Genomic DNA, 15,246 nt, shown 5'->3' on the forward strand with positions numbered 1-15,246 from the left:
AAAAATACCCATAAAACAAAAAACTATCTAATATGATTTCGATATTTAGTAAATTAAAACAAAGTTTATCTAAAACTTCTAATAAAATATCAGGAGGTATCGACAAAATATTTTACAAGAAAAAATTAGATGCAGAAACTCTAGAAGAGCTAGAAGAACTACTTATCTCAAGTGATATGAGCGTTTCGGTAGTAACTAATATTATTGAAGAGTTTAAAAAGATAAAATTTGACAAAGAAATAGATAGTGATACAGTAAAAGAAGCCCTTGCTAAATTAATAGAGCAGCAGCTATCAAAATCAGAAATTCCTTTTACTTTAAGCGAAAATAAATTAAACGTAATTTTAGTTTGCGGTGTTAACGGAGCAGGTAAAACCACGACTATAGGTAAGCTTGCTGCAATGTACTCGGCACAAGGGAAAAAAGTAGCAGTTGCAGCCTGCGATACTTTTAGAGCAGCTGCCGTAAATCAGCTAAGTACTTGGGCAGATAGAGCAAATGCACTACTTATTACCAGTGCAGAATCGGCTGACCCTGCGAGTGTTGCTTATCGCGGGATGGAAGAATCGATAAAACAAAATATCGATATACTTTTTATCGATACGGCAGGTAGGCTTCATAATAAGAAAAATTTGATGGATGAACTGTCTAAGATTGTAAAAGTTATAAAAAAACTAGACGAGAATGCCCCTACTCATAGCGTTTTAGTCATTGATGCTATTACCGGACAAAATACTTATAACCAAGTAGAACATTTTAATGATGCTACTAATTTGACGGGGCTTATCGTGACTAAACTAGACGGCAGTGCTAAAGCGGGCGTAATTGTCGGAGTAGTACAAAAATTTAATTTACCCTTATACTTTATCGGTATAGGCGAGAAGATAGAGGACTTAAAAATATTCAACCGACATGATTTTGCTAGAAATCTAGTGGGATTGTGAGGTTTTGCTACGTCATTGCCCGCACGAATATTGAGTCGTCATTGCGAGCAGCCGTAGGCTGCACGGCAATCTCATAAAATAATAAACTCCTGAGATTGCTTCGTTAATTGCTATGCAATTTCCTCTCAATGACGATTTAATTAAAAATAAAATCATAAAATGACTCAAAAAAATACTTTATTGCTCATAGACGGATACGGATTTGTTTTTAGAGCCTATTATGCACAACAACCTTTAACTTCACCAAAAGGCGAGCCTGTCGGTGCTCTTTATGGTTTTACTTCAATGCTGCTAAAATTACTGAGCGACTTTAAGCCTAAACATGTCGCTGTAGTATTTGACAGCGGCGGGAAAAATTTTCGCCATCAGATTTATCCCGACTATAAAGCTAACCGCCCTCCACCCCCTGACGATTTAATTGTACAATTACCTTTAGTTCGTGATGTTGCAAGTAACTTAAATTTTCCTATTCTAGAGAAGAACGGTTATGAAGCCGATGACATTATCGCAACTTTTGCTACTAAAACTGCTGCACTTGGCAAACATGTAGTCATTATCTCTTCCGATAAAGATTTATTACAGTTAATGACTGAAAATATCAAGATATATGATCCGTTAAAAGGGAAATATATTACGGAGGATGATGTTGTTAAAAAATTTGGCACTACTTCTGATAAATTACGTGAAGTAATGACTTTAATCGGCGATAGATCGGATAATATTCCAGGTGTGCCATCTATTGGACCAAAAACTGCAAGTAGTCTTATAACGCAATTTGGTTCTGTAGAAAATATATTTAACTCTTTAGACAAAGTCTCAAACATAAAACAACGTGAAACTTTACAAAATTCAAGAGAAGCGGCGTTAATTTCATGGCAGTTAATAGGGCTTGATTCTAATGTTGATTTAGATTTTCAGCTAAATAATTTAGAATGGTCACCTCCAAATAGCGATAAATTAACAGAATTTTTACAGGAATACGGTTTTAGATCTTTATATAAAAGAGTAGAAAATTTATTGGATATTAAAATTAATGACCACAAAGAGATAGCGGATAATAAAGTAATGGAAATAAAAGAAATTAATAATGCTAATGAGTTAGCAGACTTTGCTAAAGAAGCCGAAAAAATAGGAATATTCGGGATATATTTATTACAGCATAAAGGAGCTAATCTTGCTTTTATTTTATCACTGCAAAACCAAAGCTATATTATTAAAATTTCAAACACTTCTCATGATCTATTTTCTTATAATACTAAAACTAATAACAACTGGTTTTCGGATATAATCTTCAATTTACTAACCGATAAATCCATAAAAAAAATTACTTACTCTCTTAAACCTCTACTTAAATTTTATGCAAACCAATCTCATGACGTTACTGCTATAGAAGATTTAGAATTAATGCAGTATGCATTATCTGCCGGTTTAGCACAGAAAAATTTATTTAAAGAAGTTTTGAAAGAAACTTTGATAGCAAATATAATTATCGAATCAGCAAAAATAGTAATAAACTTTATCGCACTTTATAAGCAAACTATATTGGAGCTTAAAGACAACAAAACCTTTAGACTGTATAGCAACATTGATTTACCTATTTGTTTTATTTTAGATAAAATGGAGAAAGTGGGTATTACAGTAGATGCTAATTACCTAAAACAATTATCCGCTGAATTTGGAACAGAAATTCTAAAACTTGAAGAAGCAATTTTTGCTCTTAGCGGAACTAAATTTAATATTGGTTCGCCAAAACAATTAGGCGAAATCCTGTTCGAAAAAATGCAATTACCTTTCGGTAAAACTTCAGCTAAAGCAAGCTCTTACTCAACAGGAGCGGAAATACTAGAAAAACTTAGTGAGCATGGATATAATATTGCAGATTTGTTATTAAGATGGCGGCAACTGACAAAATTAAAGAATACCTACACCGATAGTTTGCCGAAACAGATAGATAATATAACACATAGAGTACATACGACATTTTTACAAACTTCTACCACTACAGGAAGACTTAGCTCACAAGAACCTAATCTACAAAATGTACCTATTCACTCTAGTGAGGGGAATCAAATCAGACAAGCTTTTATTGCTGAAGAAGGTTATAAATTAATATCTGCCGATTATTCTCAAATTGAGCTTAGAATATTAAGCCATATCGCAAATATAGATGCACTAAAACAAGCATTTATCAATAAAAACGATATCCATACTCAAACTGCTTGTCAGATCTTTAACTTACAAAAACACGAACTAACTAGCGAACATAGACGTAAAGCAAAAGCTATAAATTTTGGTATCATTTACGGTATAAGTGCTTTTGGGCTTGCTAAGCAATTAAACGTTACTAACGGTGAAGCATCCGAATATATCAAGAAATATTTTGCTGAATATAAAGGAGTGCAAGAATATATGGAGCAAACAAAAGCTTTTGCAAGTAGCAACGGCTATGTCACAAATTGCTTTGGCAGAAAATGTTTTGTACCTCTAATTCATGATAAAAAGCTTAAACAATTTGCAGAACGTGCGGCTATTAATGCTCCGATTCAAGGAACTAATGCCGATATAATTAAAATTGCTATGATCAAGCTAGATCAAGAAATAGAAAAACGTAAACTTAAAACAAGATTAGTACTGCAAATTCATGATGAATTACTATTTGAAGCACCGATTGATGAAGTAGAAATTATAACACCTATTATTAAAAAAATCATGGAAAATTCTACTCATATGGATGTACCGATTATAACCGAAATTAGAGCAGGTAATAACTGGATGGAAATTCATTGAAGGTGTATTATTTTCCTAGCTAAAGGCGGCGTTATTGCATGACCTGATGTCATTCCCACTTTTGCTGGAATGACATAAAACATCATATATTAATATAACATTTGAAGAATTTTATATTCACGTCTGAGTCAATTTCTGAAGGACATCCGGACAAAATTGCCGATCAAATTTCAGATACGGTACTTGATGAGATTCTAAAACAAGACCCTAACGGTCGTGTTGCCGGTGAAACATTTGTAACAACCGGTCTAGTTCTAGTGAGCGGCAAAATTACTACTAGTACCTATCTATGTGGATATTGAGCAAATAGTACGTAGCAAGATACAAGAAATCGGCTATAATAATCCAAATTATGGATTTAACGGTAGCTGTTGTGCCGTAATTTCAGCTATCATTAAACAATCACCCGATATAGCTATGGGTGTTGACAATGCAAATGACAATGAAATAGGTGCAGAAGACCAAGGTATGGTTTTCGGTTATGCCTGTAATGAAACGGATATTTTCATGCCCGTACCGATTTACTACGCTCATTTATTAATGAAAAGGCAAGCATATTTACGTAAACAAAATATCTTGGCTTAGCCGATGCAACACAAGTCACGTTACGATATGAAAATAACAAACCAATTGCCATTGATGCAGTAGTTTGATCAACTCAGCATCATCCGGGAATACAACAAAAAGACCTTATTGACAGTAATGGAAGAAATTATTAAACAGGCATTACCAAGCAATTTACTTCATAAAGATACTAAATACCTAATTAATCCGACAGGCCGGTTTGTTATAGGCGGTCCCGTTGCAGATTGCGGTTTAACCGGTAGGGACATTATCGTGGACAGCTATGGAGGAATAGCAAGACACGGTGGCGGTTGCTTTTCTGGAACAGATCCAACAAAAATAGATAGATCGGCTGCTTACATGACACGCTATATTGCTAAGAATATAGTAGGAGCAAGACTTGCCGATCGCTGTGAAATACAAATATCCTACGCAATAGGCGTAGCTGCTCCCGTATCTGTTTATACTAAAACTTTCGGTACTAGCAAATTAAGCAACGAACAAATTACTAAGCTCATAACACAGCATTTTGATATGCATCCAGGAAGAATTATTAAACATCTTAAGCTTCGCACTCCATATTATCAAAAACGGCTTCTTACGATCATTTCGGCCGAGAAGACAAAAATTTTACATGGGAACAATTAGATAAAGTAGATATATTGAGGTGAGTAATTATTGACATTTATTTATTCGTAATACATGATTATTTTTATCCCTGTTTAACTAATTAGTTAAAAATATGGCTGAGAATATAAATAATGATAATCAACTTACAAATACTGCTCTAAAAGAGAATAACCAAAATAAGCTGAAAGAGCATTATGAAAATATCACTCAAACCTTAAATAACACGGAAATATGAGTATGAAGCAAAAGCAACTCAGTACTGCGAAATGCTTGACGATGCCCGTACCTATGATAAATCTACAAAAGATTATAATTTAGGCTCAGCTCATTTTATAACGGCTAGTGTATAAAGCTTAAAATCCTGACGAAAATACAGGTAAAAAATTAGACCATTTTATGGATGGTTTAGATGAGCTTTATAAGCAATCCTTTTTAGTACGTAATTTAACTAGCTCAAATGAATTACCACCAGCAGAACAGTTAAAAAAATTTTTAGAAAAAACTACAGATGAAATATATGATAAACTACAAAAAACTGGAGAAGTATATTTATCATATTCTAATGCTCCTACTAATACACGATTACATGCAAATGTTATAAAATCTTCTAAAGAAAACGGAAAAAATTATCGTATATATATAATGCCGGTGCTGGGGTAAGAGCAGATAATTCAAAACTAAATCAAACACCAAAAGATCAATTATCTAAAATAAATGAAACAATAGAAGCAAGAAGTAAAGCAAAATTCAGCTCAATTAAATATGCACTCAAAAATCAAACAGATAAAGAATATTATATTTTCTATATTATCTATAAATGAAATAGAAACAATAAAAGCTCATAATAACGAAATCAACAGATTCAAATCGGAGCAATTTATTAATCCAATAGCTGATTCAAGAAGAACAGTTACCGGACAAACTTTAGGGAATTGTAGTAGCAGGTCAATAAGAGAAGCTTTAAGAGACAATGTACCGGATTCAGAATTTCGTGAAATATATGATTTTATTATACAAAATCAAGTATCACAAATAATATCAAACTTAGCAAGTGAACAAAAAAATTTAGCAAATATCTTAAATATACCTTTAATAAAAGAACTAAGTATCTCAAATACAACTTATCAAAATCAATTTCAAAAAGATATTGCCAATTCAGCTACTAATTATTTTGATACTTTTTTTTATAATGAAGGGCATACACCCAGCACAAAAGAAAAGTTATTTAATAAAGTTGCTAAAGAATCTAATTTAAAGTATATCAAGATTGATCTAGTAGATTGTTTATCTACTGTGTTTTCCCTATAAGGACAACGATTTACCTATTACCGAGGATCTTTTAAAGCCTGTTATAAACCATATCCAAACTTGTTTTGAAGATCATGAAATCACTCCCTCAAAAAAAATTTTAGAAAATTATAGATTATATAAATCTAACAAAGAACAAATCATTAAAGAGCTATCAGCAAAATGCTTAAATGATAAAAAATGATAAAGATGTAAATATACTTATCAAAGCACAAATACAAGTGAAAATAGCAAACCGCCCGGCTATAGATATTTTCCAACAAATGAAACAAAGTAATACTAACCCTAAACCGCTAGAGCTATCGGAAGAATATAAGAAATTGGATGATGTCATAAAAGATATGGCACAAAAATACAAAATGACTATACCGGAAGCAAAAGCATCTGAAGAAATCACTCAAATGGTCAAAGATTTATAGTAAAAATAAATTTAATGAAGAAATAACACCTATAAAAGCTCAAAAATTAGTAGATGAATTTACGCAGCAAACTCTAGATATTTTTGGAGAGAATAAATTCAGAGACTCACCTATAATTGAAACAAAAAACGAGCATATTAATATACCGCTCCCGAACGTAGCAAAACAAGAAACTACTAACCTTAACTTGGATACAAAATATACTCAAAAAATTCGCCTGTATCAAGCTTTTTGAATGACGCTGTACTTAAAGAAGAAAAACAAAATTTAATAAATGCACTAATAACTGAAGTTAATAAAAATCGATCTAATAATACAGGAGTATTAGAAGATAAAAAACAAAAAGTTAAAGCCGATAATACATTCAATAAAAATTCAGAACCTAAAAAACAAACTATCAAAAATAAATTTTATAAGTATTTAAGTAAATTAACGAGAAAATTGAGATTAAAATCCATAAGTAATTATTTTAAAGAATTAATTAAAGATCCAAATCTTGAGCAAAATATCAATTTAAAAAAAGAAGCAAAGTTAATAGCAGACAAACATCGACTAACAAAATATATAGAACTTAGCGATAATAAAAATAATAATGCAGTATTTAGCGGAAAAAAAACATCAAAGAATATTACTCAATTATAGATTCATTTTACCGTTAATTCAGGTATTGCCTATAAAAAATTGACTCAAGGTTTGTCATTCCTACAAGGCATTGGATTTGTTGCATGACTCGGTTTTTTCGTCATTGCAAGGGAAATTACGCAATAATTGTACGTCCGCAATCTCAGGAGTTTGTTATTATTTCATGAGATTGCCACGCAGCCTATGGCTGCTCACAATGACGACCCGGTATCCACACAACAATGCCTTGCGGGAATAACAGCGGAAAACCGAACCAAGCAACAACTACGCTATTTACTATATCCTTTTAAAATCTCAAAATCTTGCCCTTGGAGTAAGAATTTTTCAGGTAATGTAATTTTTGCTACAAAATTCTTTACATCTGCGCTTTGTAAATAGATTGTAGCTTTAGCATTACTCTGATCTTCGTTATTTATACGAGCTGCAAGCAAGGTAACTATCTGCCGTAATTCTTCATGATTTTGTGGATAAAACTGTAGTTCAAATTGTTTATTATTAATTGCATCCTCAATTGATGAAAAGCTTTTTGCCGTTAGTTTTATTCCTCCCTCATCTTTAACTATGTCACAATCAACAACTACCAAACTTTTAACATCAAGCAAATGTACATAATCTTTTAAAACTTCCTCACTAAAAATACTAAGTTCAAAGATATTCTCAGGATCGGAAAGCACGAGCGTCACAAACCTACCTCTTGCCGACATACGAGAATCCTTTTTTTGTATTACACCGGCAAGATTTACTCGGTTAGTACCATCAGGTAAGTTATTATGCAAATCCGCAGTATTTAAAATATTTAAACGACTAAATATTTCTTGATATTCCGTAAGAGGATGATTAGAGATAAATAAACCCATAGCCTCAAATTCATAAAAGGCTAAAGTATTTTTATCGGCATAATCGCTTGATACTAAAATAGTTGGACTTAAACTAGAAATTTTAATTAAGCTCAATTGATTAGATTCCTGCTCTTCGTGATATGAAGTTGAATAAGAAAGCAATTTTGGAATGCTTGACAATAATTGCAATCGATTATCATGCAGCTCATCAAAACAGCCTGACTTGATTAAATTTTCCAATAATTTACTGTTAATAGATTTGGGGGGTAATCTTTCAATAAAATCAGTAATTGATTTAAACGCCCCTCTTGCTTTTCGCTCATCCGTTACTAACTTACCGAAATTCGGCGTGACTCCCTTAATAGCACCTAAAGCGAAGATTATTGCACCCGCGATGTCATACCGTGGCTTGACCACAGTATCTTTTGAAATTTCCTGGATCCCGCGATCAAGTCGCGGGATGACAGTGTCCGAAAACTTTACACTAAAATACCCTTCAGAAATATTAATATTAGGTGCAGTAATTTTTATGCCGTTATCTTTTGCTTCTTGTAAAAATAAATTAATTTTATCGTGATTATTCAATTCAAGATTTAAGCATGCTACTAAAAATTCAGTAGGATAATTAGCTTTAAGATATGCAGTTTGGTATGAAATAACACCGTAAGACGCAGCATGTGCCTTATTAAAACCGTATCCAGCAAATTTAGCCACGGTTGCAAAAATGGATTTAGCTTGAGATTCCGAAATATTATTAGCAACTGCTCCTTTAACAAAAATTTCTTCCTGCTCCTCCATTTCTTTTTTTATCTTCTTACCCATTGCTCTACGAAGTAAATCGGCAGCTCCTAGCGTATAACCTGCAAGAACCTGAGCAATTCTTTGTACCTGCTCCTGATATATCACCACGCCGTAAGTTTCTTCTAAGATTGGCTTCAATAGCTCATGTAAATAATCAGGCTGTTGTAATTTATGCTTACAAGCTATATAGGTAGGAATATTTTCCATAGGACCAGGACGGTATAACGCACCAAGAGCTATCAAATCATGTATAGAATCAGGTTTAAGGCGTCTAAGTGCATCTTTCATCCCGATACTTTCAAATTGGAAAACGCCGACTCCTTTACCTTTACACAACATTTGATAAGTCTTATTATCATCAAACGTCATATTGTTAAAATCTACTTCTATCCCTTGCTCTTTAAGCAGTTTCTTACAATCGGTAATAACCGTTAGGGTTTGTAGCCCTAAAAAATCAAATTTAATTAAACCGGCAATCTCGGCATATTTCATAGAATAACCGACTACCAGCATATCGGAGTTAGCATCTTTATATACCGGTACTATATCGACTAAATCAGTACCTGCTATTACGATTCCTGCAGCATGAGTTGAGGAATGCCTATGCAGCCCCTCAAGAATTAACGAAGTATCAAGCACTAGCTTAATTAACTCCGCTTCACCGTCTAAATTATACAACCCATTACCTTTAGCGGCATTTGCAAGCTCCGGGACTTCACGCATTGCCTGTTCTAAGCTAACTGGATTAACTGCACTAAAAGGGACAAGCTCCGTTAGATAATCAGCGAATTTATAAGGTAAGCTAAGCACACGAGCGACATCCTTAATTACAGCCTTTGCCTGCATCTTACCGAAAGTTATAATCTGTCCTACTCTATTATTACCGTATTTGGAACGTACGTAATTAATTACTTCCTCACGCCTTTCCTGACAAAAATCAATATCAAAATCAGGCATTGAAATACGTTCAGGATTTAAAAATCTTTCAAATAATAAGCCAAATTTAATCGGATCGAGATCAGTAATAAGCAAGCTCCAAGCAACAACCGAACCTGCTCCCGATCCTCTACCTGGTCCGACTAAAATACCCTCTTTTTTACTCCATTTAATAAAATCAGATACAATCAAAAAATAACCGGCAAAATTCATATTACAGATAATATCCAGCTCATAATTAAGACGAGCAAAATATTCGGTTTTTACTTCTTCTTGATTCTCTAACGAAATATTTTCAGATTTAAACTTTGTAGCAAGCCTTGCAAGCAACCCTTCTTTTGCATCTTTTCTAATTAAATCCGTTTCACTAATATCTTTGGTGGCAAAATTAGGCAGCATCGGCGGGTTTGGATGTGCGGCAAAATAACAACGCTCTCTTAAATTCACGGTATTTTGGATGGCACTAGGTAAATCGGAAAAAAGCTCTATCATCTCATGCGGTGACCTAAAATAACAATTTTCACTAACTGTTTTTCGATCCAGATATTCTTTAGTAACACCGGCTGATATACATAACAATACATCATGTGCATCATGCATGCTTTTCTCACTAAACAAAACTTTATTAGTAGCAACAAGCGGAATAGCAAGCTCGGCAGCAATTCTAATATAACTATCCTCAATAAACTGTTCTTCCGGTAGCTCATGTCTCATAATCTCAAAGTAAAAACGATCTCCTAAAATTTCCTGTAATTTACGTGCAAACAGCATCGCTTGTTCCTCGTTGCGAGCTAGCAAGCATTGCCCGACAATACCGTCGGTATAACAGCATAATCCTATTAATCCTTCTTGATATTCGATTAAATCTTCAAAATCAATGTGATCGCATATCTTACGATCATTTTTAGTAAAAGTAAGGCTTGATAGTTTGAGTAAATTTTTATAGCCAGTTTCATCTTTAGCTATAAGCAAAATTTGAGCAAAAATATCTATATCGTATTTTATATTTAGAATAACTCCGTGTATCGGCTGCAGTCCCTTTTTTATTGCATATAATGCAAACTCTAATGAGCCGAATAAATTTCCCTTATCTGCCAAACAAATAGCAGGCATTTTATTCGATGAAGCAAGTTCTACTACCTTCTCAATCGTTAATGCACTTTCTAGAAAAGAATAAGAGCTTTGAGTTCTTAAATGAATAAATTCAGGTCGCATTTTAAATTAATGTTAAAGTTTATTGTATACTGTATGACTCTTTATGTTATTCCCGCGTAGGCGGGAATAACATCAGCAGCCTTAACGACAAGACTAAATTTTACTTCCGACTGCATAATATCTAAAACCGATTTTTTTCATTGCTTCATTATCTAGTATATTTCTAAGATCAATGATTATCGGTGATTTTACTAAATCATAAATTTCTTGCCAATTAAGTTCTTTAAATTCTGACCATTCAGTTGCAATAACTATAATATCTACTGATTTACAGGCTTCAACTGCTGAATCTAAATATAGCAAATTTTTATGTTCCAAATTCTTTTTAGCATTTTCAAGACCGATAGGATCAAATGCTTTAACATATACATCTTTATTTAATAAGATCTTTACAATTGCGATGGCAGGGCTTGTTCTCACATCATCGGTTCCTGCTTTATATGTTAAGCCTAAAATTGCTATATTTTTACCTTTTAAATCTCCGTCTAACAAAGTAGCTATTTTATCTACCATATTACTTGGACGCTGCTTATTACTTTTAATTACTGCCTTAAGAATCCTACAATCTATATGATGATTTTCTACAAGATTATTTAATGCTAGAATATCTTTTGGAAAGCACGAACCACCAAAACCAGGTCCTGCATTTAAAAAATTTTGACCGATTCTTTGGTCAAGTCCTACACCTTTAGATAAATCTTTAATATTACCGCCGATTTTTTCACATAAATCAGCCATCTCATTAATAAAAGCAATTTTGGTAGCTAAGAAACTATTTGAAGCATATTTAATAAGTTCGCTCGTCACTAAATCGGTAACCACAAACTTTGCACCTTGTAAAGGTGCATAAATTTTTCGCAATATTTCCTCTGATTCTTTATTATTTACACCGATAACTATACGATCAGGATATAAAAAATCTTCTACCGCACTCCCCTCTCTTAAAAACTCAGGATTAGAAGCAACATTAAATGAAAAGCCTCTTGATTTTAAATAAGCTATAATATTACTGCAACTACCTGGCGGAACGGTAGATTTTATGACTATTAAACAATCTTTATTTATATGCTCGAAAACTTTATCAATAGCATCATAAACATATTTTAAATCCGCTTCTCCCAACCCTTTTGAAGGTGTACCGACCGTAATAAATATTGCATCAGCATTTTGAAGTTCATTATTATAAATATTTGTAAATTTTAACCTATCAGATTCTAAAGCTTGCTTAAGATACTCATCAAGTTTAGCTTCATAAATCGGTAATATTTGCTTATTTAATTTGGATATTTTAACCTCATCATTATCAAGACAAGTAACATTATGACCTAAATACCCCATAATAATACCTGAGACTAATCCCACATATCCGCTACCGATAAATGTAATATTCATAATTTTTTGTGATTTTTATATTAAATTTTTAAATTATACGTTATATTCCAAGTGTATACCTCAAATAAATGAAGAGTAGTATAGACGAAACTCAATTTCAAAAAGTGCAAGGAGTCCACAAGACGAGGAACGGAGCGTATACTTAATACGTGAGTACCGGAGTACTTGTAGGATGACGTAGCCAATTTTTGCAGTTCTATCCGAGTATATAAAGCTTTTATCATATTTCAATAGATTTACAAACTCAAATGAATTTGATTAAAAAAACCTTTATTAGTATTGTTATAATTCTGATTTCATTATCTTTGGCTATAACTCTAACTGTTTATAGTGCAAATAAAGGACACTTAAATGAACCTTTGAAAAAAATAATTGAATTTTATTTAAGTAAAAATGATATAAAGGCTGTACTACATAATTTAGAATTTAAAGAAAACCGATTATCCATAGATAAAATTTCCTTAAGTCTTATAGATAATGCTAGAGGAGAAATTAACGATTTTAATCTTTTCTTTAATTTTAAAAATTTCTTCTCTAATTCGTTAATAGAGGCTAATTTTAATATCGATAAAATTTCTGTAATTTCAAATAACGATGAAGAAATTATAAATACTTCAACGACCGGTGATTATTCGTTAAATATAATTAAAAAAGATTCCCTAACCGACATACGACTAACTTCAATAAAAAGTGATATCTTAACTGATAAACAAGGAGTAGACTTACCTCTAGGAAATGCTTTATGCTCATATAAAACCACCTATTCTAAAGATAATCCAAAGACCGTTAATTGCAAACTCACCTTTGGGGACAAAGCTTTTTTATCACTAAGCGGTATAATAACCGATAAAAATATCGATGCAAGTGCAGCTGCCACAAATATGCCTTTAATAATTTATCAAACAGTCGAAAAAATTATTCCGGATAATCCTATAATCTCATATTTACGAGAACATATAAAACAAGGTTACATCCAAAACGGAGAATTAAATATTAAATTAGATAAAAATTTTTTAAAAAAAAATATTTTAGTAGAAGATAATTTAAAAGCAAATTTACATATCTCGAATTTTGAATATAAATATCATACAGATTTACCGCCTTTGACTAAAGTTGATATTAATATAATCATTTCAGGACCGGAAATAAAATTTCTAATTAATGAAGCATATAGCGGTAAAAGTGTCGTTTCAGACGGTATTATGACTTTCAAATGGGAAGGACCGGATAAATCACAATTTGTTTTTAATGCTACTGCTAAAGGTGAAATTAATGACTTAATTGCCTTTGTTCCAAATGATACATATCAAAATATTAAAGCTCAAAATATTGATCTTAAAAAAATCAAAGGAACGGCAAATTCAATAATAGAGCTAATAATTCCTATTAGCCCCAATATCCCTAATAGCTATAATGTTTTGTCGACATTAACAAATATCTCTTTTAACACCTTAGACAATAATATCCTATTACAAAACGGTGAAGCCAAAGGTAGTTTTAAAGATAATAAACTAAATATTAGCGGTAAAGGTAACATTAATAATTATGCAAGCAGCTTTACTTATGATCATGATATATCGGATAAAAATAATGAGTGTTTACTTAAAATAAAAAGCAATATTGCAGCAAATAATCAAAGATTTGGAGTATTCAAATTAATTTCAGGCAGCACCGTTTTAAATTTTGAGTATAAAAAACAGCATAATAATGAGAGTTTTATTACTGTTAATTCTAATCTTAATAATTTAGAATTTTATATAGATAAAGTATCTATTCATAAAAAATTATATAAAAAAGCCAATTTATATTTATATACTAAATTAAATGATAAAAATTTTGATAGAAATATTGAATTTAACCTTTCAGGGCAGGATAATCTAAAAATTAACGGTAATGCCTTAATTAAGAAAAATATTTATAATATTAATCTAGCCTCTGTTAAACATAATCATACGGATTTAAAAGGACAAATAATCATAGATAACCATAATCTTAATACGGCACTTTATGGAAGCGTATTAGATTTATCAAATGCTAATATGATGCAGTTTTTAGAAAAAGCGGGAGATTCTACACGTAATATTAATTTAAAAACTAATATATCAAAAATACTTTTAAAGAATAATATAATTCTAGGTAATCTTGATTTAGCAATTAAATGTGATAAAGTGCGGTGTTTCTCCGGCTTTCTAAATGCTAATATTGATAATAAAAAAGTTAAGATGTCGCTTACCGCTAAGGAAACTTTTGAACAATGGTTAATTGAATCCGATAATGCCGGAGCATTGCTTAAGGGACTCGGAATGTATACCACTATGCAAAACGGTCAGATTAACATCAACTTAAATACAAAAAGATATGAAGTAAAAAAAGGTGAAATAGTGCCAATATTAGACGGCAAATTTTCTATAAAACATTTTACGGTAGTCGATACTCCTTTTTTAACACGGCTTGTTTCCTTTGTTTCGTTGCCGGGTTTTCTTAGTTCAATAACTAATAATAAAAATATTTTATTTGAAGATATGAGCGGTAAATTTAATTATAGAGGAAATATAATTACAATTTTTGATACGGAAGCACATGGACCATTTTTTGATTTTACTATGACAGGTAATATTGATACTAAGCAGCAATTAATTATGGTTAAAGGAAATGTTATTCCTTCCTTTTTCTTAATCAGCACTATTGTAACTAAAATACCGGTAGTCGGTAAAATATTTTCCAAAGTCGCTCCTTACTCCCTAAAAATGAAATATTAAGTAACTATTT

At 31.9% G+C, this 15,246-nt stretch carries 9 protein-coding genes and 2 pseudogenes; 9 read left to right on the forward strand and 2 right to left on the reverse strand.

Annotation, left to right across the window (positions count from 1 at the left end; genetic code table 11):
• Positions 1-32: 32 nt before the first annotated feature.
• The 8 genes and pseudogenes from ftsY (at position 33) to ACPKKV_RS00445 (ending at position 7,294) form a co-directional block, all read left to right on the forward strand.
• Entirely contained in the window at positions 33-944 is a 912-nt protein-coding gene (ftsY, locus tag ACPKKV_RS00410) for a signal recognition particle-docking protein FtsY (RefSeq protein ID WP_392505640.1), read from the forward strand.
• 159 nt (positions 945-1,103) lie between these two features.
• On the forward strand, positions 1,104-3,731 hold the full coding sequence (polA, locus tag ACPKKV_RS00415; protein ID WP_392505642.1) for a DNA polymerase I: 2,628 nt from the start codon (positions 1,104-1,106) through the stop codon (positions 3,729-3,731).
• A gap of 101 nt (positions 3,732-3,832) precedes the next feature.
• Positions 3,833-4,966 (forward strand): annotated as a pseudogene (metK, locus tag ACPKKV_RS00420) (methionine adenosyltransferase).
• A gap of 71 nt (positions 4,967-5,037) precedes the next feature.
• Positions 5,038-5,275: pseudogene (locus ACPKKV_RS00425) on the forward strand (hypothetical protein).
• Between the two features lie 46 nt (positions 5,276-5,321).
• Positions 5,322-5,585 carry a hypothetical protein gene (locus ACPKKV_RS00430; RefSeq protein WP_392505643.1) on the forward strand — a complete coding sequence of 88 codons (264 nt, stop codon included), beginning with the start codon at positions 5,322-5,324 and terminating at the stop codon, positions 5,583-5,585.
• Positions 5,586-5,687: 102 nt separating this feature from the next.
• A complete protein-coding gene (locus ACPKKV_RS00435; protein ID WP_392505644.1) occupies positions 5,688-6,233 on the forward strand; it encodes a hypothetical protein in 546 nt (181 codons plus the stop codon).
• A 170-nt stretch (positions 6,234-6,403) separates the two neighbouring features.
• The gene (locus ACPKKV_RS00440) at positions 6,404-6,652 is read left to right on the forward strand and encodes a hypothetical protein (protein WP_392505645.1); all 249 of its coding nucleotides are present in this window, start codon (positions 6,404-6,406) and stop codon (positions 6,650-6,652) included.
• A 441-nt stretch (positions 6,653-7,093) separates the two neighbouring features.
• Positions 7,094-7,294 carry a hypothetical protein gene (locus tag ACPKKV_RS00445; RefSeq protein ID WP_392506894.1) on the forward strand — a complete coding sequence of 67 codons (201 nt, stop codon included), beginning with the start codon at positions 7,094-7,096 and terminating at the stop codon, positions 7,292-7,294.
• A gap of 269 nt (positions 7,295-7,563) precedes the next feature.
• Here the strand turns inward: ACPKKV_RS00445 and dnaE are convergent, their stop codons facing one another.
• Both dnaE and ACPKKV_RS00455 read right to left on the reverse strand, forming a co-directional pair.
• Positions 7,564-11,085: a DNA polymerase III subunit alpha gene (gene dnaE / locus ACPKKV_RS00450; protein WP_392505646.1), complete on the reverse strand. Its 3,522-nt coding sequence runs from the start codon at positions 11,083-11,085 to the stop codon at positions 7,564-7,566.
• Between the two features lie 93 nt (positions 11,086-11,178).
• Positions 11,179-12,477 (reverse strand): UDP-glucose dehydrogenase family protein, encoded by a 1,299-nt coding sequence (locus ACPKKV_RS00455; RefSeq protein WP_392505647.1) that lies wholly within the window; start codon positions 12,475-12,477, stop codon positions 11,179-11,181.
• Positions 12,478-12,725: 248 nt separating this feature from the next.
• On the opposite strand from ACPKKV_RS00455, the gene ACPKKV_RS00460 reads away from it, so the two are divergent.
• The gene (locus ACPKKV_RS00460; protein ID WP_392505648.1) at positions 12,726-15,236 is read left to right on the forward strand and encodes a YhdP family protein; all 2,511 of its coding nucleotides are present in this window, start codon (positions 12,726-12,728) and stop codon (positions 15,234-15,236) included.
• Positions 15,237-15,246: the final 10 nt, after the last annotated feature.

This window comes from Rickettsia finnyi, from assembly GCF_049668125.1.
GTDB lineage: Bacteria > Pseudomonadota > Alphaproteobacteria > Rickettsiales > Rickettsiaceae > Rickettsia > Rickettsia kotlanii.

What these genes read in the sequence shown, in the direction of transcription:
- ACPKKV_RS00455 (WP_392505647.1), bottom strand. Translation starts at nt 12,477, where the DNA reads ATGAATATTACATTTATCGGTAGCGGATATGTGGGATTAGTCTCAGGT.
- ACPKKV_RS00435 (WP_392505644.1), top strand. Translation starts at nt 5,688, where the DNA reads ATGCACTCAAAAATCAAACAGATAAAGAATATTATATTTTCTATATTA.
- ftsY (WP_392505640.1), top strand. Translation starts at nt 33, where the DNA reads ATGATTTCGATATTTAGTAAATTAAAACAAAGTTTATCTAAAACTTCT.
- ACPKKV_RS00460 (WP_392505648.1), top strand. Translation starts at nt 12,726, where the DNA reads ATGAATTTGATTAAAAAAACCTTTATTAGTATTGTTATAATTCTGATT.
- ACPKKV_RS00440 (WP_392505645.1), top strand. Translation starts at nt 6,404, where the DNA reads ATGATAAAAAATGATAAAGATGTAAATATACTTATCAAAGCACAAATA.
- dnaE (WP_392505646.1), bottom strand. Translation starts at nt 11,085, where the DNA reads ATGCGACCTGAATTTATTCATTTAAGAACTCAAAGCTCTTATTCTTTT.
- polA (WP_392505642.1), top strand. Translation starts at nt 1,104, where the DNA reads ATGACTCAAAAAAATACTTTATTGCTCATAGACGGATACGGATTTGTT.
- ACPKKV_RS00430 (WP_392505643.1), top strand. Translation starts at nt 5,322, where the DNA reads ATGGATGGTTTAGATGAGCTTTATAAGCAATCCTTTTTAGTACGTAAT.